This window comes from Aliiroseovarius pelagivivens (genome assembly GCF_900302485.1).
Lineage (GTDB): Bacteria > Pseudomonadota > Alphaproteobacteria > Rhodobacterales > Rhodobacteraceae > Aliiroseovarius > Aliiroseovarius pelagivivens.
The window spans coordinates 2458962-2479096 of record NZ_OMOI01000001.1; the positions used below are offsets into that span (position 1 = coordinate 2458962).

The 20135-nt window shown below is 59.3% G+C and carries 22 protein-coding genes; 18 read left to right on the forward strand and 4 right to left on the reverse strand.

The genetic code is table 11. The features are described 5' to 3' along the window. Window positions 1-20: 20 nt before the first annotated feature. The 3 genes from ALP8811_RS11890 to ALP8811_RS11900 all read left to right on the forward strand — a co-directional run bounded on the left by ALP8811_RS11890 (window position 21) and on the right by ALP8811_RS11900 (window position 4529). Entirely contained in the window at window positions 21-638 is a 618-nt protein-coding gene (locus ALP8811_RS11890; protein ID WP_108857310.1) for a TetR/AcrR family transcriptional regulator, read from the forward strand. A 114-nt stretch (window positions 639-752) separates the two neighbouring features. Beyond that, window positions 753-3950, forward strand: coding sequence for a reductive dehalogenase (locus ALP8811_RS11895; RefSeq protein WP_108857311.1), 3198 nt, complete (start codon window positions 753-755; stop codon window positions 3948-3950). A gap of 93 nt (window positions 3951-4043) precedes the next feature. Further along, complete coding sequence (locus ALP8811_RS11900) at window positions 4044-4529, forward strand: fasciclin domain-containing protein (RefSeq protein ID WP_108857312.1); 486 nt, start codon at window positions 4044-4046, stop codon at window positions 4527-4529. Between the two features lie 63 nt (window positions 4530-4592). Here ALP8811_RS11900 and ALP8811_RS11905 read toward each other — a convergent pair whose 3' ends face one another. From ALP8811_RS11905 to ALP8811_RS11915, 3 genes are read right to left on the reverse strand one after another with little or no spacing between them, the layout of a single operon-like run. Continuing rightward, entirely contained in the window at window positions 4593-5975 is a 1383-nt protein-coding gene (locus ALP8811_RS11905) for a sensor histidine kinase (protein WP_108857313.1), read from the reverse strand. A gap of 23 nt (window positions 5976-5998) precedes the next feature. Then, entirely contained in the window at window positions 5999-7369 is a 1371-nt protein-coding gene (locus ALP8811_RS11910) for a dihydrolipoyl dehydrogenase family protein (RefSeq protein WP_108857314.1), read from the reverse strand. 1 nt (window position 7370) lies between these two features. Next, window positions 7371-8108, reverse strand: a complete 738-nt coding sequence (locus ALP8811_RS11915; protein ID WP_245924653.1) for a TVP38/TMEM64 family protein — start codon at window positions 8106-8108, stop codon at window positions 7371-7373. A 262-nt stretch (window positions 8109-8370) separates the two neighbouring features. Here ALP8811_RS11915 and rpmH point away from each other — a divergent pair, with 262 nt between their 5' ends. The 11 genes from rpmH (at window position 8371) to yihA (ending at window position 16368) form a co-directional block, all read left to right on the forward strand. Then, the gene (gene rpmH / locus ALP8811_RS11920) at window positions 8371-8505 is read left to right on the forward strand and encodes a 50S ribosomal protein L34 (protein WP_048599009.1); all 135 of its coding nucleotides are present in this window, start codon (window positions 8371-8373) and stop codon (window positions 8503-8505) included. Between the two features lie 17 nt (window positions 8506-8522). Next, window positions 8523-8963: a ribonuclease P protein component gene (gene rnpA, locus ALP8811_RS11925; protein WP_108857315.1), complete on the forward strand. Its 441-nt coding sequence runs from the start codon at window positions 8523-8525 to the stop codon at window positions 8961-8963. After that, window positions 8960-9208: a membrane protein insertion efficiency factor YidD gene (gene yidD / locus ALP8811_RS11930; RefSeq protein ID WP_108857316.1), complete on the forward strand. Its 249-nt coding sequence runs from the start codon at window positions 8960-8962 to the stop codon at window positions 9206-9208. The genes rnpA and yidD overlap by 4 nt, the downstream gene beginning before the upstream one ends. A gap of 356 nt (window positions 9209-9564) precedes the next feature. Next, window positions 9565-9789, forward strand: coding sequence for a hypothetical protein (locus ALP8811_RS11935; RefSeq protein WP_108857317.1), 225 nt, complete (start codon window positions 9565-9567; stop codon window positions 9787-9789). Between the two features lie 107 nt (window positions 9790-9896). Continuing rightward, on the forward strand, window positions 9897-10127 hold the full coding sequence (locus tag ALP8811_RS11940; RefSeq protein ID WP_108857318.1) for a hypothetical protein: 231 nt from the start codon (window positions 9897-9899) through the stop codon (window positions 10125-10127). A gap of 3 nt (window positions 10128-10130) precedes the next feature. Beyond that, window positions 10131-10520 (forward strand): VOC family protein, encoded by a 390-nt coding sequence (locus tag ALP8811_RS11945; protein ID WP_108857319.1) that lies wholly within the window; start codon window positions 10131-10133, stop codon window positions 10518-10520. A gap of 38 nt (window positions 10521-10558) precedes the next feature. Beyond that, window positions 10559-11407, forward strand: coding sequence for a tRNA 2-thiocytidine(32) synthetase TtcA (gene ttcA / locus ALP8811_RS11950; RefSeq protein WP_108857530.1), 849 nt, complete (start codon window positions 10559-10561; stop codon window positions 11405-11407). Between the two features lie 117 nt (window positions 11408-11524). Then, complete coding sequence (locus ALP8811_RS11955) at window positions 11525-13057, forward strand: putative bifunctional diguanylate cyclase/phosphodiesterase (RefSeq protein ID WP_108857320.1); 1533 nt, start codon at window positions 11525-11527, stop codon at window positions 13055-13057. A gap of 106 nt (window positions 13058-13163) precedes the next feature. Beyond that, window positions 13164-14966 carry a membrane protein insertase YidC gene (yidC, locus tag ALP8811_RS11960; protein ID WP_108857321.1) on the forward strand — a complete coding sequence of 601 codons (1803 nt, stop codon included), beginning with the start codon at window positions 13164-13166 and terminating at the stop codon, window positions 14964-14966. Continuing rightward, the gene (locus ALP8811_RS11965) at window positions 14963-15718 is read left to right on the forward strand and encodes an MOSC domain-containing protein (RefSeq protein ID WP_108857322.1); all 756 of its coding nucleotides are present in this window, start codon (window positions 14963-14965) and stop codon (window positions 15716-15718) included. Before yidC ends, ALP8811_RS11965 begins: the two co-directional genes overlap by 4 nt. Continuing rightward, window positions 15715-16368 (forward strand): ribosome biogenesis GTP-binding protein YihA/YsxC, encoded by a 654-nt coding sequence (gene yihA / locus ALP8811_RS11970; RefSeq protein WP_108857323.1) that lies wholly within the window; start codon window positions 15715-15717, stop codon window positions 16366-16368. Before ALP8811_RS11965 ends, yihA begins: the two co-directional genes overlap by 4 nt. 68 nt (window positions 16369-16436) lie before the next feature. On the opposite strand, the gene ALP8811_RS11975 is transcribed toward yihA, so the two are convergent. Continuing rightward, on the reverse strand, window positions 16437-17171 hold the full coding sequence (locus ALP8811_RS11975) for an SDR family NAD(P)-dependent oxidoreductase (protein WP_108857324.1): 735 nt from the start codon (window positions 17169-17171) through the stop codon (window positions 16437-16439). A gap of 137 nt (window positions 17172-17308) precedes the next feature. On the opposite strand from ALP8811_RS11975, the gene argB reads away from it, so the two are divergent. The 4 genes from argB to ALP8811_RS11995 are packed head-to-tail and all read left to right on the forward strand — an operon-like array spanning window position 17309 to window position 20130. After that, window positions 17309-18169 carry an acetylglutamate kinase gene (gene argB, locus ALP8811_RS11980; RefSeq protein ID WP_108857325.1) on the forward strand — a complete coding sequence of 287 codons (861 nt, stop codon included), beginning with the start codon at window positions 17309-17311 and terminating at the stop codon, window positions 18167-18169. 52 nt (window positions 18170-18221) lie between these two features. Further along, window positions 18222-19016 (forward strand): sterol desaturase family protein, encoded by a 795-nt coding sequence (locus tag ALP8811_RS11985; protein WP_181363762.1) that lies wholly within the window; start codon window positions 18222-18224, stop codon window positions 19014-19016. Further along, on the forward strand, window positions 18953-19630 hold the full coding sequence (locus tag ALP8811_RS11990) for a 4Fe-4S dicluster domain-containing protein (protein ID WP_245924630.1): 678 nt from the start codon (window positions 18953-18955) through the stop codon (window positions 19628-19630). The genes ALP8811_RS11985 and ALP8811_RS11990 overlap by 64 nt, the downstream gene beginning before the upstream one ends. Then, a complete protein-coding gene (locus ALP8811_RS11995; RefSeq protein ID WP_108857327.1) occupies window positions 19627-20130 on the forward strand; it encodes a SixA phosphatase family protein in 504 nt (167 codons plus the stop codon). The genes ALP8811_RS11990 and ALP8811_RS11995 overlap by 4 nt, the downstream gene beginning before the upstream one ends. The last annotated feature ends 5 nt before the right edge of the window (window positions 20131-20135 follow it).

The following is a 20135-nucleotide window of genomic DNA, read 5'->3' on the forward strand; positions in this document are numbered from 1 at the left end:
GTCACCTATGATGCGGGACTATGGCTAAAAACGACATACCCCGCCCGCGCGCCTCGGAACGCATGTGGCTTGATGCCGCGCTAGAGCTTTTGATTACCGTTGGTGTGGATGGGGTGAAGATCATGCCGCTGGCCAATCACCTCGGCCTGACACGCACCGGATTCTATCACCACTTCCGCGACCGCGAGGCGCTGTTGGACGCTATGATCAAACGGTGGGAGGACAAGAACACAGGCAATTTGGTTGCCCAGTGCGCGCTCTATGCCGAGACCATCTGCGAAGCGATGTTCAACCTTCAGGATTGTTGGTTCCAGAAAGACCTTTTCGATGCCCAGCTTGACCGTGCCATCCGCAACTGGGCTGATCATGACGCAGACCTAGAACGGCGGGTGGAAGCCGCCGACGCCCAGCGCAAAGCTGCCATCAAAACGATGTTCGAACGCTTCGATTATTCCCCCGACGACGCCGAGGTGCGGACCATGGCGATCCTCTATACGCAGGTCGGCTATATCGCGATGGAGATCAAAGAAGACCCCATCGGCCGGATCGACCGCGTTCCACTATATGTCGAACTTTTCACGGGTCAGTCACCCTCGGAAAACGAGATCCGGCGTTTTCGCGCACGGAACGGATATTGAATCCAATTTTTCTCTAGCGTCTGTTTTCCATCCATGCTTTTGGTATTCTAACACCTTATATACCTGACCGGACCGAAGGCAGCTTTGGCGTTTCCGGCAGAATGGACGACCGACATGCGCCTGTTTTCGACCCGCAATCGGCCCGTGGATCTGGGCCCCTACCCGCTTGAACGCCTACGCCGTTGCGACACGGCGCCCGGACTGGATCAGCTCGGCCTAGATCCGCATCTGTCCTTTGATCGGCCCGACCGCCCCGAAAGCCTTGTCAACGCAATGGCCCCTTATCAGGCGGCGCTGGACGCGATCCGGGATGGAGAGATCAATCCAACCCGCTCGACCATTCCCGATGATCCAGACGAGCGCGCGCGTCACCTGAAGGCCTTTGGCTATTTCTCGGACGCGTCGATGGTCGGGATCACACGGTTGGACGCGGATGCCCGTCGCCACACACCCACCGAAAATCCCGGCATTCAGGAGCTGGTCACGGCCCTCGGCACCCGCGAGGTCCAGACGCTGGCCGCCGGGATCGACACGTTGATGGCCGAGTTGAAGGAAAGCCTGTCTGCTGGCATCCGCCCCGTGTCGGGTCACAGCCACGCGATAGTCTTTCTGTACGAACACCACCGTGCCCCCCGCGCAGACGAGCCGGGCGCGGATTGGATCATGGACGCGCAGGACCACCGCGCCTGTCTTCTGTCCTCGGAAACCGCCATCGTAATTGCGAACTATCTGCGGCTTTTGGGGTTCGACGCGAAGGCCCACACGGGTGCGGCCAGCGATGTCTGGATGTCTCGGCTGTCCGTACAGGCCGGGCTGACATGGGCAACGCCGGATGGCCCACGTGCCCCGTGGGTCGGCGACCAATTCGGCATTGCCGTCGTCACCACCGATCTTGAGATCACGCCCGACCGCCCCCTTGCCCCCGAGGCTGAGCAATCGAACCTGACCGGTTTGCGGTGGAAGCTGGGCGTGGACAGCGCCAAATCCGGCATGAACCGCGATCCTTATGTACGTCGCGACTATGCCCAAGGCCCGCTGCCCTTCGAGCGGTTGAAGCGTGTCGACAAGCCCACGTCCTATATCGACGAAGAAAACGTCGCGCGCGTGCCGAAACGATCCGACATGTTCGCCCGTGCGCAGTTTGGCGATATGGGCAAGCACCTGCACGAGCATTCCTCGGGCGGGATGTATGTGCGCAAAGCCGCCCCCAGCTATGCCCAGCGCCGCGCGCTTGGGGTCTTTACGCCGCTGCAAGATGGTCCTGTGGCGAAGGGCGCGCGACCGACAGACGCGGAAAACAACGCCGCCGCCCTGCGCGCCGCCAGCTATTTCCTTGGGATCGACGCGGCCGGGACTAGCCGCTGCCCGGACTGGGTTTGGTACAGCCACGACGCCACCGGGGCCGAGATCGTGCCGACCCATCACAACGCGATCTCGATGATCGTGGATCAGGGCTTTGAAACGATGGAGGGCGCGTCCGGCGACGACTGGATTGCGGTCAGCCAATCCATGCGCGCCTATCTGCGGTTCTCGCTGATCGGAGGCGTCATCGCCCAGCAGATCCGCAACCTCGGCTATTCCGCCAAGGCCCATACGGTGATGGATGGTACGGTGCTACAACCGCCGCTGCTGCTTCTCGCCGGATTGGGCGAAATCAGCCGCATCGGCGAGGTTATTTTGCATCCCCTGCTTGGCCCGCGTCTGAAATCCGGCGCGGTGACGACGGACATGCCGCTGTCCCATGACAGACCAATTGATTTCGGCCTGCAGAAGTTTTGCGAATCTTGCAACAAATGCGCCCGCGAGTGCCCCTCGGGCGCGATCACAGCCGGACCAAAGAAGATGTTCAACGGCTATGAGATCTGGAAATCGGACAGCCAGAAATGCACCACCTATCGCGTGACGCAGCCGGGCGGCGCGATGTGTGGGCGCTGCATGAAGACCTGCCCGTGGAACCTTGAGGGGCTGTTTGCGCAGACGCCGTTCCGCTGGGCAGCTTCAAACCTGCCGGGGGCAGCGCCTGTCTTGGCGAAGCTCGATGATGCGGTCGGCAATGGCGGCCTGAACGAGGTTAAGAAATGGTGGTGGGATTTGGAGCTGGGGCCGGATGGCGGCTATCACGCACCGGTCGAGCCGGTGAACCGTCGTGGTCTTCAGCGCGAGCTTGACCTGAAGCCCGAGGATCAGACCCTTGCGACCTATCCCGCGCCCCTGGCCCCGCCGCCCTATCCCTATCCGTTCCCGATGGACCGCGAGGCCGGGATTGCGGCCTATGACGCGATGATCACGGCCAAGGAGTATCGCGATCGCAAAGCACGTGGCGATCTGTCGATGATCCACAAGTATTTCGTCCCGCAAGACAGCCCCGTGCTGCAGCTGACCCTGTCGAAGGTCGAACAGATGACGCCGAACGTCACAAAATACGAGCTGTCCGCGCTGGACGGATCGGATTTGCCCGCATGGACCGCCGGGGCGCATCTGGATGTGCTCGTCTCGCCCGATTTCTTGCGGCAGTATTCGATGTCCGGCGATCCGGCTGACCGCAGCCGCTATCAGATCGGCGTCCTGCGCGAAGACGAGGGGCGTGGCGGCTCGGCTCTTTTGCACCGCATCTTCACCGAGGGCCGCAAGGTCTTCGTCTCGCACCCCATCAACCACTTTGAACTGGTCGAGGACGCCCCCAAGACCTTCCTGATGGGAGGCGGTATCGGTATCACCCCGATGATCGCGTTCGCGCACCGTCTGCACACCATCGGTGCGGATTTCGCACTGCATTACTCGGCCAGCAGCCGGAAGGATGCGGGGTATCTGGACGACTTGGCCGCGATGCCGTGGGCCGACCGCGTACATCTGCATTTCTCGGACGAAGGCAGCCGTGCTGATTTCAATACTGTGTTCACAGACGCCCCGGATGGCGCGCATGTTTATGCCTGTGGGGCGGATCGTTATATGGACGCCGTGATGCAGGCCGCGGCCACTCAAGGCATCCCCGAGGACGCGCGGCATCTGGAGTATTTCAGCGTGCCCGAGCAGCCTGACTATGAAAACCACCCGTTCTCCTTGCGCCTGAAAGATGGTCGCAAGATCGAAGTCTCTGCGGATCAAACCGCTGCAGACGCCTTGAACGGCGCTGGGTTCCATGTCGACGTCAAATGCTCGGACGGGATCTGTGGCGTGTGCAAATGCGGCGTGCTGTCAGGCGAAGTCGAACACCGCGACTTTGTCCTGTCCAACGCCCAGCGCGAAGGCGCCATGATCCTGTGCCAAAGCCGTGCAAAGGACCCGGACGGAGAGATTGCGCTGGATCTGTAGCCTCACGCGCACCTCACAGAAACGTCATCACAATCGGTGATCCGGACCCGGAAGCCCCCCGTACTCCTTGTATCTGAAAACAAGGAGATCAACATGCTTCGTCGTACATTCATCGCCGTCACCGCTGCCGCCGCCTTTGCCGCTCCGGCTTTCGCAGATGACCATTCCAAGGACATCGTCGATACTGCGGTCGGCGCAGGCAGCTTCACCACACTGGTCGCCGCCGTTCAGGCCGCCGGTCTGGTCGACACCCTGAAGGGCGACGGCCCCTTCACCGTCTTCGCCCCAACAGATGATGCTTTCGCAGCCCTGCCTGAAGGCACAGTCGAAACGCTGCTGATGCCGGAAAACAAAGACAAGCTGGTATCAATTCTGACCTATCACGTGGTCCCCGGCAAAGTGATGTCCGGCGATCTGTCGGACGGCATGATGGCCGCCACCGTGCAGGGCGCTGAGGTCAAAATCGGCACCATGTCCGGCGTAACCGTTCAGGGCGCCAACGTCACCGCTGCCGACATCGAAGCCTCGAACGGTGTGATCCATGTAATCGACAGCGTGATCCTGCCCCCGGAAAGCTAAAGCTTTCTTCCCCTCACGGCAGGCAAGGGGTCGCCCAAGCGGCCCCTTTTCTTTGCCCGCAGCTCACTCTGCGATATTGCGCGGCAAGGTGATCAGGAAGGCCGTACCGGTGTCGTCGGAGCGTTCCAGCTTTAGCGTGCCGCCATGCCCACGCACCAATTCCGCCGAGATCGCCATGCCCAGACCGGACCCCCCCTTACGGTTGGTGCCAGCAAAGGGCTGGAACAGATGATCCCGAGACGATTTGGGAAGTCCCGGGCCGGTATCCACCACGCGGATCTGCCAATCACTTTCGGTTTCGCTGGCCTGCAACGCAATCTCGCCCGGTTTGCCAGACGCCACGATCGCCTGACGCGCGTTGCGCACAAGGTTCGAGAGCACGCGATAAAGCTGCTCGGGGTCGGCGCGCAGGTTCAGCCCTGCGGGAATGTCTTCCGCAAAGGACAGGTCGTGTTCGCCCGCCGACAGACGCTCGCTTTCGATGATGTCGGCTGTCAGCTCGGCCAGATTGAAGCGGTGCATCGTCGGCGCGGGCTCTTCCGCCTTGCCAAAGGCCAGTGTGTTTTCACACAAGCTGACCGCGCGGGTGATCGAGTTCACAAGTTTCGGCACCACCCGCTTCACCATTGGATCTTCGCTGGTCTCCATCCGGTCGGCAAACAGCTGAGCTGTGGTCAACACATTGCGCAGGTCGTGGCTGATCCGGGCGACCGCGCCACCCAATTGCGCCAGCCGCTCTTTCTGCTTCAACGCGCCAGTCAGGTCGGTTTGCAGACTACGCAGGGTGACTTCTGCTTCGCGCAGTTCAGTTACGTTTGTTCCGGGGGCGATAATACGCCGCGCATCTTCGGGATCGGCGGCATAGGCCTTCATATTGCCCACGACGCCCTTGATCGGGCGTACGATCAGCCGTTGCACCGCAAGGAACAGCAGAAGCGCGGTAATAACTGAAATGACAGCCGACAGCAGTAAGATGTTCAGGCCATAGTCAATCATCGCGGCGCGCAGTTTGGCGGTCCACATCGTGATCTCGATCACCAGACCACCTTCACGTACAGGATCCCCGATGACGCGGATCACCTCGGGTTCGGGATTGAACAGGCGCATCATCGCATCCCCGATCAGGGTCATTGCGGATGCATCGCGCAGATCATAGTCGTGCGTGACCGCCCCGGGTGGCGGCGATGACAACATCAGTTCGCGCATCTCATCGCGGCGCAGAACGACGTTGTAGACCTCCGCATTTTCCAGAAGTTCGGCTTCCAGTTCCGGTGCGATCATATCATCGGCCAGCAACGCCAACGACGCGATCTGCGCCCGTTCCAGACGATCCTGCAGGTAATCGGCCCGAAAGCGCGCGACCGACGGTACGAAGATCAAAATCTCGGCCAGCATGACGAACAGCGTCGTCAGGATCAGAAAACGGCCGGAAAGAGTATTGAACACCTGCGCGCCCTCGTCAGTTGGGGTTACGGGATAAATTTCTGCACGAAACCTACCACCCGCTTGACCATAGGATTATCAAAAAGTCGAGGCGAGAAATAGGCCCCAGCCGCCCGCTTGCTGATTTCCGCCATGGTGGGATAGGGGGCGACCATGCCAGCGATCTGCCCCATTTTCAAACGGTTGGCGATGGCCAGCGCCCAAAGGGTGATCATCTCGCCCGCACCGGGGCCAACGATGGATACCCCAACTGGGCGTCCCTTGACGATCATCACCTTGATCAGACCCTTTGTCTGCTGGGTCGCAATGGCGCGGTCATTCCCAGCGAAGTCGAACCGGGCAACCTCCAGCTTGTCACCGTGAGTCTTGCGCGCCTCAGCTTCGGTTAGGCCGATCTGTGCCAGTTCCGGCGCAGTATAGGTTGCCCACGGGATGTGATCTGTTCGCTGCTTGGACGGCAGGCCGAACAGCATCGAACGGATAATGACGCCCGCATGGTATCCAGCGACATGGGTAAATTGCAGCCCACCCGCGACGTCTCCAATGGCATAGACCTTCTTGTTGGTGGTGCGCAGGCTGGCATCGACCTTGATGCCTGTGCGGGTGGGTTCAATGCCCGCAGCCTCAAGGTTCAGCTTGTCTGTATTTGCTTTGCGTCCAACAGCCATCAGAAGATGGGTACCTTTGAAGACCTGACCATCCTTGGCCTCGATCTCGATCGCACCCGCCTTGCCGCGAATTTCGGCGGCCATTGCGTCTTCTTCAATGGCGATACCTTCGTCGCGCAATGCGTCCAGCACGTGCGCGGCCATCTCGGGATCGTCCCGGCCCAGCGCCTTCATGCCTTCAATCACGGTGACCTCACAGCCAAGGCGACGGTGCGCCTGCGCCATTTCCATTCCGATGGGACCGCCGCCGATGATCAGCAGATGGTCGGGACGGGTTTTCAGGTCAAAGATCGTCTCGTTGGTTTCATAAGGCACATTCTCGATGCCCGGAATCGGCGGCACCAGCGGCGACGAGCCGGTCGATATCACGAAGCGCCGTGCCTCGATGACATAGTCGCCCGCTTGCACCTCTTTCGGCGAGATGAACTGGCCGTATTCGGTGATCACCCGCACGCCCAAACCCTCGAACCGCTCGACCGAGTCGTGAGGTTCAATGGTCGCGATGGTCTGGCGCACGTGGTCATGAGCCGCGTCCCAGCCCATCGCCGACTTGCCTGCATGGAGCAGTGCCTTGGACGGGACACAGCCATAGTTCAGGCAGTCTCCACCCATCTTGTGGCCTTCCAGCAGCACGACTGATGCGCCCATCTGCACGGCCCCAGCTGCGACAGACAACCCGCCCGAGCCTGCGCCGATGATACAGACATCCGTCTTGATACGTTCAGCCATGTCAGGCGTCCTTCTTGAAAAGCTTCAGCACCATCGGAAGGGCTGCCAGCGCGGCAAGCCCCAGAATGGGCAACAGGATGTGCGGCTCGAAGATGATGCCCAGATCCGGGGTTTCGCCACGGGCAAAGACTTCGCCCAGACCGGCGCCGACCGATGTATAGACCAGTCCCCCGGGAATAATTCCGAAGAAGGTCGAGATGACGAAACGATGCAGCGGCACGCCGACCAGCGCGGGAATCAGGTTCGCCACGAAGAAGGGCACGGCAGGGACCAATCGGATCAGGAACAGGACAGACCACTGATTCTCGTCGATCCCATCTTTGATATTCTTTACGGCGCCCTCGCTGCCCTCCATCTTGGCGGCCAGTTTTTCACCCAGCCCCCAGCGGGCAGCCAAGAAGATCAGCACAGCACCGATTGTGGCGGCCGTCACATTAAACAGCACACCCGGGAAGGTCGAAAATAGGAACCCTCCGGTCAGTGTCGCAATGGTCGCGCCGGGCAGTGAAAATCCGACAATCACCACATAGGCTGCGATGAAAGCGCCCACTGTCAGCAGATAATTGGCGTCCCGGAAGGCCAAAAGTGCCTCGCGGTTTTGCGCCAAAGTCTCGAAACTTAGATAGTCGCGCAGGGTAAATGCTCCGATCACGGCCACGCTTAGGATCGCAATCAAGGGCAAACGACGCAAAAGCGCGTTTGGCGTGGGCTTCGACATTTTCGTGTCGGGGTCGGTCATCATCATGGGTCTTTCCGGTCAATACAGCACGTTCGCGATTAGGCCGCGGTGGTTGATTGCAACATGAGCGCAATCGCCCGGCTTGCCCACCCACCTCACGCTTGCTTGAACAGGGGTGAAGAAATCGCGTACGGATGTAACAAAAGGGGCGAAAATATTTCATCAGGCATTTGACTTGCCCCAGAATGCCCCCTATAGACCGGGCTTCGAATGACACACGCTCCGAATCCACCGGGATTGGGAGCATTAACGGAGACGGGCGATGAAACGCACATACCAACCTTCGAACCTGGTTCGCAAACGCCGCCACGGCTTTCGCTCGCGCATGGCTACCAAAGCCGGTCGCAAGATCCTGAATGCCCGCCGCGCACGTGGCCGGAAGTCGCTGAGCGCATAAGCGCTCGGGTCGCAGTCATGTCTGCGCCCAATGCTGACAAAACGAAGACCGCCGAGGCCGAAGGGCCTGCGGCGGTTTCCGTTTGCGTGGATGATCGCAAACTGATCACCCTGACCGAGCGGCGCGACTTTTTGGCCGCCGCCCGTGCCCGCCGTGCACCGGCGCCTGCGTTTCTGTTACAGGCTCGTAAACGGCGTGACGGCGAAAACGCCGAGCCCGATCAAATCCGCATCGGATTTACCTGCTCAAAAAAGGTTGGCAACGCCGTTGTCCGCAACCGCGCCAAACGTCGCCTGCGCGCCATCGCGCACGAGGTTCTGCCCAGTCTGGGCAAACCCGGCTGGGACTATGTGCTCATCGGTCGCGCTGAAAAAACCGTGTCGCGTGACTATATGGATTTGAAAGCGGACCTTGCCCGCGCCATTGACCAGATCCACGCCCCGCGAAAGAAATCATGAGCCCCGCAGCCTTCATCTTGTCCCTGCCGATCCGGGCCTATCGCCTGATCTTCAGCCCTTGGGTTGGGTTCAACTGCCGCTATCAACCGACCTGTAGCGCTTATGCGCTGGAAGCCCTGCAAAAGCATGGGGCCTTCAAAGGCGGCTGGATTGCGGCCAAGCGGATCGCCCGCTGCAACCCGTGGGGATCGTGCGGATACGACCCGGTGCCCGGCAAAAAGCACGATTGCTCTACGCATGACTGAGGTCAGCGTGTCCTGACGGCCACAGACTGTTGCAACTTTCACTTGAAACTTGAGATCTGAGCTGTTTGCGCTAAACAGGCGCCATCCGCAACGCTCAAACAGAAGGAGGCGTTACATGACGAATACCAACGCTCTCCGCCAAACCTGTGTTGCGGCCTATTGGGGCACTCACGCCTCGTGACCTTTGCGTCACGCGCCTGACCGCCCCAACCAGCCCGTATGCCGGGCTTCTCGATAGCTGACATGTAACACAAGACCACGGTCGCATTGTGTCCGTCGTTTCGGATCATTTCAGTTCTCTTTGCAACCAAAACAAAACTCCAAAGAAGGACCGGCATTCTGCCGGTGACAAACCCATGATGGACTCGAATTTTCATTCCGAACCTGTCCGGCTGAACGAACTGCTGGATGACTTGATTGCCAATCACGGCGCGATCCGCGTGGTGCGCGCGCTTGCGATGCGTCTTGTATCGCAGCGCGTGCGTCGACCTCAGGCAGATAATCTGTCCGACCACCTGCGTCGGGACGTCGGGCTTCCGCCTGGCCACCCTCCGCCACCGTTCCGCGAACCGCGGCTGTGATCCTTCGGGCCGTCCAAAGCGCCAGACGCGGACGGTCCAAAAATAACTCTTGACCTAAAGTTCACTTGAGGTCCGAGGATCGCAAAATATCGCTAGGAGACCCCGAAATGACACATGTTTTGACACTTCCCCCACGCAGCCGGCACCGGCCCAGGCTGCAATCCGCGCTGATCGGTCTGATCGAGCGTCATGGCCGTTGGCGCGTGGTCCGGGCCGCATTGTTTGCACGCCCGTCGCAAAAACTGCGCAGCGAGGATCTGACCCCGCATATGCGTCGTGATCTGAACCTGCACGCGCCATCGGACAGCTTGCCGTCAGCGCGTCAGCACCTGTTGTGATCCATGGACCTGAACCAGATCACTCAGAATGTCACCGATTTCGACGCAGCCCTAACGTTCTATGAAACGCTGGGGCTGCGTCTGATCACCTCGGCGCGTGGCGAATACGCGCGGTTCGAACTGCCTTCGGGCAGCACGACCCTGTCGCTGCACCTGTCCGACGCCCCAACGGTGAACGGCCCGACGCTGTATTTCGAGGTCGATGACATCGATCACCGCTATGAACAGCTGAAATGCGCCGGGATCATCTTCGATACGCCCCCAGAAGACATGAGCTGGCGTTGGCGCGAGGCGCGGTTTCGCGATCCCTCTGGCAATCTTCTGTGTCTATTCCACGCGGGCCTTGACCGGCGCTTTCCGCCGTGGCGCATCGACGGCACACCACGCGGCTGACCCTTGCCCGGCGGATCATTTTCCCCTATGCCGCGCCCATGTTGGACGATCTCGACGATATTCACCCGCTGTTTCACGGCGCCCCCTCGACCACCGAGTTCAAGAAGCTGCGCAAGCGCATCATGCGCAATGTGCGCGAGGCTTTGGACCAATACGGCATGGTCGAACGCGGCGCAAAATGGCTTGTCTGCCTGTCGGGCGGCAAGGACAGCTACACCATGCTGGCAGCGCTGTACGAGCTGAAATGGCGTGGCGTTTTGCCGGTCGAGATCCTTGCCTGCAACCTCGATCAAGGTCAGCCTGGCTTTCCGGCCACTGTCCTTCCTGAGTTTCTGGAAAAGATGCAGGTGCCCAACCGGATCGAGTACGAGGACACCTATTCCATCGTCATGGACAAGATCCCGCAGGGCCGGACGTTTTGTTCGCTCTGTTCACGCCTGCGCCGCGGCAACCTCTATCGCATTGCGCGCGAGGAAGGCTGCTCGGCCGTGGTTCTGGGTCACCACCGCGACGACATTCTTGAAACCTTCTTCATGAACCTCTTCCACGGAGGACGCTTGGCGACAATGCCGCCCAAGCTGGTGAACGAAGAAGGCGACCTTTTCGTCTATCGTCCACTGGCCCATGTCGCCGAGGCTGATTGCGAGAAATTCGCCACTCAGATGAACTATCCGATCATTCCCTGCGACCTGTGCGGATCGCAAGATGGGTTGCAGCGCCAGCAGGTGAAAAAGATCATCGACGGGTGGGAGGCGAACTTCCCTGGCCGCCGTCAGATCATGTTCAAGGCGCTTATGAACACGCGCCCCAGCCACCTTCTGGACCCGCAAATATTTGATTTCGCTGGACTAACACGCGACCCTTCGAAAGTTGACGGGAATTCCTGATAAATTTTTTATCTTTTTTTCGGTGCACGTTAATACCTGATTGACCACATGTTCCTACTTTGTCCAAAGCGCCCGGCAACCCGGGCCGTGTTTGGTGTATATGTTTAGGAACCCGTCATGGCTGCCAGCTTTGGTCCAAAATCCCTCAAAAGCGCTGTTCGAAGCCTTCTGACCAGCCCCCAGTTCACTGCCATCCTTCCCGCGGCATTGCTGTTGGCCACTTGGTTGGGGGGTGAAACCGCCCTTTTGCTCTTTGCCATCCTGTTTCCTGGATTGTTTGCACTGGGCGGCGCGCTGACGCGCACGTCGTCGAAGAACCAATGGGCTGCCGATCCAGTAACGGGCTTACCCATGCGCGGCAAACTAGTGAAAATGCTGGACGCATGCTTCCATGACCCTGAAGTAAATGAAAAAAACTGCTTGGTGTTGGAGGTGGATGCCTTCTCGCAACTGGCCGACCACTATGGGTTTGATGCGCGAGACAAGATAGAGGCGCGACTGGGCGAAGCTCTTCGGTCAATGCTGCGCGTGACTGACCTGATTTGCTCATTGGGGCGAGGACGATTTGGGATTGTAATTGACCGTGCAACGCGTGCCGATCTCGAGGTTGTGCTGCAGATCGCCACGCGACTGCAGTCGGTAATAATGACCCCCATCGATCTGGACGAGACGCGCCTACACCTGACAGCCAGTGTCGGCTTTGCGTTACCCCAACGCGTACCCGACGCAACGGGGGAATCGCTTTTACATGCCGCAGAGAGCGCCCTTCAGAACGCCCAAGTCGCCGGCCCAGGTTCAATTCGCGCCTTCTCCAATGGCATGGCCCCAAAGGCCGCACCTTCAGAGCACTCCGAAGCCGAGCTTTCCGAGGCGCTGGAAACTGGCCAGATGACCCCGTGGTTCCAACCTCAAGTCTGCCTGCGCACTGGGCGCCTGACGGGGATGGAAGCGCTTGTACGCTGGCACCACCCCAGTTTGGGCTTAATTGCCCCTGCGGCCTTTCTGCCCGCACTGGCTCAAGCCGGACTTATGGAACGCCTCAGCGAGGTGATGCTGTTCGAATGCCTGACCAGCATCTGCAAGTGGGACCAGTTGGGGCATGAGGTGCCAACCGTGTCGATCAACCTGACATCAGAGGAGCTGTCCAATCCCAAACTATTTGAAAAAATCCGCTGGGATCTGGACCGTTTTGATGTGTCGCCAGAGCGTTTGACGCTGGAGATCTTAGAAAGCGTCATTGCGCAGAGCGACGATGACGTCATTGCGCGTAACATCAACGCTTTGGCACGCATGGGTTGCAACATTGATTTGGATGATTTCGGCACTGGCCATGCTTCGATTGCACATATCCGGCGTTTCAATCTGAATCGAATTAAGATTGACCGCTCTTTTGTCACCCATGTCGACACTGATACAAACCAACAGAACATGATTTCCGCCATCCTGACGATGGCCAAGCAGTTGAAAATCGGAGCGCTGGCTGAAGGGGTCGAAACCCACGGTGAATACACCAAATTGGGCGAACTGGGCTGCTCAGATGTGCAGGGCTATGCCGTAGCAAAACCCATGCCGATGGATGCAATCAGCCTTTGGATCAGGAATCACAAATCCACCTCGGATCGCATCCACCACATCCCAAAGCACGCCTAGAGAGTTCGTAGACCCGCATTTCTTGGGACATCGGGATAAACTGCTTGACCTTTGGGCCCTTGCCCTGTTGAACCACTTTGACCGAAATCTATGAGTGGTAGGCACGATGGACGACCAGAATAAGAACCTGATCTTGGCAACGGTTCTCAGCTTTATTGTCATCACAGGCTGGTTGATTGTGTTTCCACCAGCCGAGCCCCCACTGCCTGCCGAACCGGCTGCGCAAACGACGCAAGACGCAGCGACCGCCGCTACGCCTGCGGCTTCGGCTCCTGCGGATGCAGCCCCAGCGGATATTTCCACACAACAGGCCGAAGCTGGCCGGGTGGACATCGACACGCCCAAGCTGGCTGGATCGATCTCGCTTCTGGGTGGTCGTATCGACGATCTGAAGCTGAAAGAATACCATGTTGAGCTGTCGAAAGAGAGCGACATTGTCACCCTATTGCGACCTGCTGGTGAACAAGACGCCTACTACACGCTCTATGGATGGGCCCCGGGTGGTACCACCGCACTGGAAGATGTCCCGGGTCCGAACACCGTGTGGGCCGTGGAAAATGGCACCAAGCTAACACCGTCCACGCCCGTCACTCTGCGCTGGGACAGCCCGGCAGGCCTGATCTTCCGCCGCACGCTTTCCGTCGACGAAAACTTCATGTTCTCGATCGAACAAGCTGTTGAGAACACCAGCAGCGCCGCCCAACGCATGGCCCCCTATGGCGTGATCGCTCGCCACGGCGAGCCGCAGGACCAGAAGGGTTTCTTCATCCTGCACGAGGGCCTGATCCGCCAAGTTGATGGCGAACTGGAAGAAAGCGATTATTCGGATATCGCTGACCTTAGCTATGACGAGCGCGAAGCTTCGTTGGCCGACGTCCAACAGGTTGAAGAAAATGGCTGGCTTGGCTTCACCGACCACTATTGGATGACAACGCTGATCCCGGAACCCGGAGAGCCTTTCACCTCGGTCGTGCGCTATGCTGACAAAGCTGACATCTATCAGGTCCAATTCCGCCTGCGCGCACAAGACGTTGCCCCGGGTGCGACAGCCAGCGCCACAACCCATTTCTTCGCTGGCGCCAAGGAATGGGAAACCATCCGCGCCTATGAAAAAGAAGACGGCATCTACAACTTCATCGACTCGATCGACTGGGGCTGGTTCTTCTTCCTGACCAAGCCAATCTTCGCCGTGCTGCACTGGCTGAACGCGCTGATCGGCAACATGGGCTGGGCAATCATCGGCCTGACCATCGTGATCAAGGCGATCCTCTTCCCGCTGGCTTATAAATCCTATGTTTCCATGGCGAAGATGAAAGAGCTTCAGCCCGAGATGGAGAAGATCAAGGAACGCGCTGGCGATGATCGCCAGAAGGTCCAGCAAGAGATGATGGAGCTGTACAAGAAGGAAAAGGTAAACCCGGCCTCGGGCTGTTTGCCGATCCTTCTTCAGATCCCGATCTTCTTCTCGCTCTACAAGGTGATCTTCGTCACGCTTGAACTGCGTCACGCACCGTGGATCGGTTGGATCAATGACCTTTCGGCCCCGGATCCCAGTTCGATCCTGAACCTGTTCGGCCTGCTGCCCTATGCAACCCCTGGCCCGGAAAGCATCCTGGCCATTATCTCGCTTGGTGTTCTGCCGATCTTGCTGGGTATCTCGATGTGGTTGCAGCAGAAACTGAACCCGGCACCCACCGACGCGACGCAGGCGATGATCTTTGCCTGGATGCCGTGGGTCTTCATGTTCATGCTGGGCGGCTTTGCCTCGGGTCTTGTTGTCTACTGGATTGCGAACAACACCATCACGTTCATCCAGCAATACACGATCATGCGCAGCCACGGGCACAAACCCGACGTGTTGGGGAACGTGCTGAAAGGCTTCAAGAGAAGCCCGAAAGACGCAAAATGACCGGGGTTGTCGCCGGCATCTGGCGGCACCCGATCAAATCGCATGGGCGCGAGGAACTGCTTCGCGTTCCCGTGACCGAGGGGCATTGCTTGCCCTTCGATCGCAAATGGGCTGTCGCACATGAGGCGGCCAAACTTGAAGACGGTAAAAGCTGGGTGCCCTGCTCGAATTTTTCGCGCGGGTCTAAAGCTCCCAATCTGATGGCTATATCCGCTGTCACCGACGAGCTAACGAACACGATCACGCTGACTCATCCGTCGCAACCCGGCATCACGATCAACCCGGATCGCGCCGAGGAGCAAGATAGGTTCCTGAACTGGATCAAGCCCTTGTCGCCCACCAACCGCGCCCAGCCAGAGCAACTGGTGACCGTTGGCCGAGGCATGACTGATACGGACTACGAAAGTGTTTCATTCATCAACCTCGCCTCTCACCGTGCTGTGGAAGAGAAGCTGGGCCGTGAGATCTCGCCGCAGCGATGGCGCGGAAACTTCCTGTTGGAAGGTTTCGAACCGTGGGAAGAGCGCAGCTGGATTGGCAAAACTATCCGCATCGGAGAGGCTGAGTTTGAGGTCCGCGAACACATCACACGTTGCATGGCCACAACAGCTAGCACCCGTACCGGCGAGCGCGACGCAGATACGTTGGGCGTCTTGAATCAGAACTGGGGACATCAGGATTGCGGCGTGTACGCCGTGGTGACCAAACCCGGCGTCGTGGTTCGCGAAGAACCGATAGAGGTGATCGGATGACAATGCTTCCATTTCCCATGGCGGAAGAACCGGATCAGGCGTCGAAGGAAAAAGGTCGCCTGTTGTTCGCAGGTGCGACCGACTTTCTGAAAGGTGTCGTCGCGATGGACGGCCTGCCCGCGCCGGACCGGATCGAGGTATGCTTTGCCGGACGCTCGAACGTTGGTAAATCCAGCCTGATCAATGCGTTAACTGGCCGCGTCAAGCTTGCACGCGCATCGAACACACCCGGCCGCACGCAGGAAATCAACTTCTTTACCACGACTGGTGGCCCCTATCTGGTGGACCTTCCGGGTTATGGCTATGCAAATGCGCCTGTGAAGATTGTCGAGAAATGGCAGCGCCTTCTGAAGAACTATCTGTCAGGCCGTCAGAACCTTCGCCGGGCATTCGTTCTGATCGATTCGCGCCACGGCGTGAAGAAGGTTGATGAAGAGATCATGAGCCTTTTGGACAAGTCTGCCGTGACGTTTCAGGTGGTGATGACCAAGGCTGACAAGGTCAAGGAAAATGACCGTGCCAAGATGCTGGAGCAGGTTCGCAAAGCGCTGTCCAAGCACCCAGCAGCCTATCCGGAACTGGTCCTGACATCATCTGAAAAGGGCGACGGGATCGAGACACTGCGCGCGATCATCGCGGGACTGGATTAACGCGCTGCTGCTTCAGTGCAGTCAGCTTCATTCCCTGCCCGACACCAGCTTCCGCACCAACTGCTGTGCTACACGTGCTGCGCGCCGTTCACTTCGATCTCGGCGCCCGAGATGTACGAGCTTTCGTCAGAACACAGGAAATAGATCGCCGAGGCGACTTCCTCGGGCTGACCAAGACGCTGAAGCGGCAGTTTCTCGACAATCTTTTCGGTGCCGGGGGACAAGATGGCGGTTTCGACCTCGCCCGGGGCGATGGCATTGACGCGTACGCCCATCGGCCCGAAGTCATGCGCCATTTCGCGGGTCAACGCCGCAAGCGCGGCCTTGGAGGTCGCGTAAGCTGCGCCCGCAAAGGGATGCACGCGTGACCCCGCGATCGAGGTCACGTTTACGACCGCCCCCTTGGCTGCGGCCAGTTCGGCGCGAAGGCCACGGGCCAGAACAACCGAGGCAAAGAAATTCACGTGAAAGACTTTGCCCCAATCCATCAAATCGGTGTTGAGCGTATTTAACCGCGCACCTTCCGGCCCTTTGGGCGAGATGCCCGCGTTGTTCACCAGCGCATCAAGCCGGCCGTTCAGACGTTCCCGAATGACGCCCACGGCCTTGATCGTATCCGACGGATCGGCCAGGTCCAGCTGGACATGGTTTTCCTCGCCTCCGCCCCAGGGGCATTCGTCTGGGAAGGGATGACGCGAACAAGTAATCACGCGCCAACCTTCGCGGTTGAACTTGCGCACGGTGGCGTGTCCGATACCTCGGCTTGCGCCGGTCAGAAGCAGGGTTTTGCGGTCGTCACTCATTGAAGCCTCGCGGTCAGGTTTGGGAAATTGCTGGCATCCGCTTGCGTGATGCACCCTATCAGTCTGCGCCCGCGCTGCAATGCCCCTTGGCAGGTCGCTTGCAAGCGCGTAACAGGGTTGGAACGAAGGACCAGCAGATGAAGACCCAGAACATGAACCGCGATTGGATCGCCACCGCCCGCACATTGTCACAAGCCCTGCCCTATCTGCAGCGCTATACCGGCGCGACTGTTGTTATCAAGTTTGGCGGCAACGCCATGGGTGACGACGAAGAAATGGCCAGCTTTGCACGCGACATCGTTCTGATGCGTCAGGTGGGCGTTAAGCCTGTGGTCGTGCATGGCGGCGGGCCGATGATCAACGCAATGCTGGACAAGCTTCAGATCGAAAGCAGTTTTGTGAACGGCAAGCGTGTCACCGATGCGGCCACGGTCGAAGTGGTCGAGATGGTGCTGTCGGGCCGTGTGAACAAACGGATCGTGCAAGCCATCAATGCCGAAGGTGGCAAAGCCGTGGGCCTGTCGGGCAAGGATGCCGGACTGGTTACCTGCGTTCAAACCAACCCAGATCTGGGCTTTGTCGGCACGCCGTCGGACGTCGATGTGTCGGTTCTGCATGATCTTGCAAACGCCGAGGCCATCCCGGTCATCGCCCCCTTAGGCGCGGGCCGCAACGGCGAGACCTTCAACATCAACGGCGACACGATGGCGGGCGCGATTGCAGCAGCGCTGAAGGCGGATCGCCTGCTTCTGCTGACCGACGTTGAAGGCGTTAAAGGCGCTGATGGAGAAGTTCTGACCGAGCTGACACCGACGAAGATCCGCGAGATGACGGCATCGGGTGTGATTGCGGGCGGGATGATCCCAAAAACGGAAACCGCGCTGGATGCAATCGACGGCGGCGTACGCGCCGTGGTCATTCTGGACGGTCGCGCGCCAAACGCTTGTCTGCTCGAGCTTTATACCGATCACGGTGCCGGATCGCTGATCCGCGCGTAACGCGCACCTCTTCGTGAGTTGAAGTTCCGGGGGGATGATTTACATTCCCCTTGTGGAATATGAAATCCTGATCCGTCTGGGCAGCTTTCTGCTGCTCTTTGCCCTCTTTGCAATGGCCGAGGCGCTTGCCCCGCGCCGTGCACGCGTGCAGCCGCGCTCGGGCCGGTGGTTCACCAATCTATCACTGGTGATCATCGACAGCCTCACCTTGCGGCTGATGAGCCTGCTTCTGCCTCTTTTGGCCGTCGGTGCCGCGGTTGATGCCACAGCCAAGGGCTGGGGCCTGTTTAACGTCATCGGCCTGCCCACCTGGATAGAGGTCCTAGCCGCGTTCCTGATCCTCGATTTCGCAATCTGGGCGCAGCATCTGGTCTTTCACAAGGTGCCCGCGCTGTGGCGTTTACACCGCGTGCACCACGCAGACCGAGATTTTGACGTCTCAACCGCGCTTAGGTTCCATCCGATTGAAATCGCAGCCTCCATGCTGATCAAGATCGGGTTGGTGTACCTGATCGGCGCGCCGGCGATTGCGGTGATCCTGTTCGAGGTCGTTCTGAACGGATCCGCCATGTTCAACCACGCCAATTGGCGGCTTCCACTGGCTCTGGATCGCGCCTTGAGACTTGTTCTTGTGACACCCGACATGCATCGTGTGCATCATTCGGTGCACCGCCACGAGACGGACAGCAACTATGGGTTCTGCCTGTCGATCTGGGATCGGTGGTTTGGCACCTATACCGCCCAACCGCAGGACGGGCATGACGACATGGTGATAGGACTGGAATGGCAGGACGAGAAACCGATGAAGCTGGGCTGGAGCCTGATGCTGCCGTTCAGGCGGAAATAGATCACGCGGCCGAGGCACGCGCCGTTCAGCTCGAAATCTTCGGTATGTTGCACGAGGATAGCGGCACCATCCTTCTTCTTGGACCGCACGAGCCGGGGTTCTGGGCGGCGTTTTCTGACACACCCGAGGCACGTGACGGTGCAGCGGATCCAATAGACCGCTGGTCAAAACGGGTGCTCAACGACCTTGCCCAGCGCTGGGGCGGCAGTGCGGTGTTTCCGTCGGATGGGCCACCATACCCACCCTTTCAGGCATGGGCGCGGGCTTCGGGCCGGGCGTGGGGCAGCCCGGTGGGCATGTTGGTGCACGACACGGCAGGTTTGTGGGTCAGCTATCGCGGAGCCATCCGCATTCCGCATTTGCTAGACCTGCCAGACACGGGAACGAAACCCTGCCTGACCTGCGACGCACCTTGTCTGAGCGCCTGCCCGGTGGATGCCCTTGGTCCCGATGGCTACGACGTGCCTGCCTGCAAATCCCATCTCAACGCAGAGGATCAAGCAGGTTGCATGACGCAAGGTTGCGCAGTGCGGCGCACTTGTCCTGTCAGCCAAACTTATGGCAGGTTGCCCCTTCAATCCGCATTTCACATGAGAGCTTTTAACCCGACATGACCTTGACCCTGATCCTGACCCGTCACGCGAAGTCCAGCTGGAGCGAAGCGGACCTTGATGACCATTCCCGCCCGCTGAACAAGCGGGGGCGCGCCTCGGCCAAGGCCATTGGGCGTTGGCTTGCAGATCATGGGCACACCCCGGGCGAGGTGCTGTGTTCGGATGCCGCCCGGACGCGCGAGACCTGGGCGCTGATCGCGGACAGATTGGTGGGCGTGCCGCAGGCAAGCTATCAGTCTGCGCTCTATCTGGCGGATCCGGAAACCATGTTGGCTAAGCTGCGCGGTGCCTCGGCGGGGACCGTGATGATGGTCGCGCACAATCCCGGATCGGCCTATATGGCGCGACGACTGGTAGCTGAGCCGCACCCGCATGAAAAATTCCATCACTATCCCACCGCGGCGACATCCGTGATCGAGTTTGATGTGGAAACCTGGGCGGATGTGAATTGGGGTACGGGCCGCGCTGTGGATTTCGTGGTCCCGCGCGAACTGATCTGATCGAC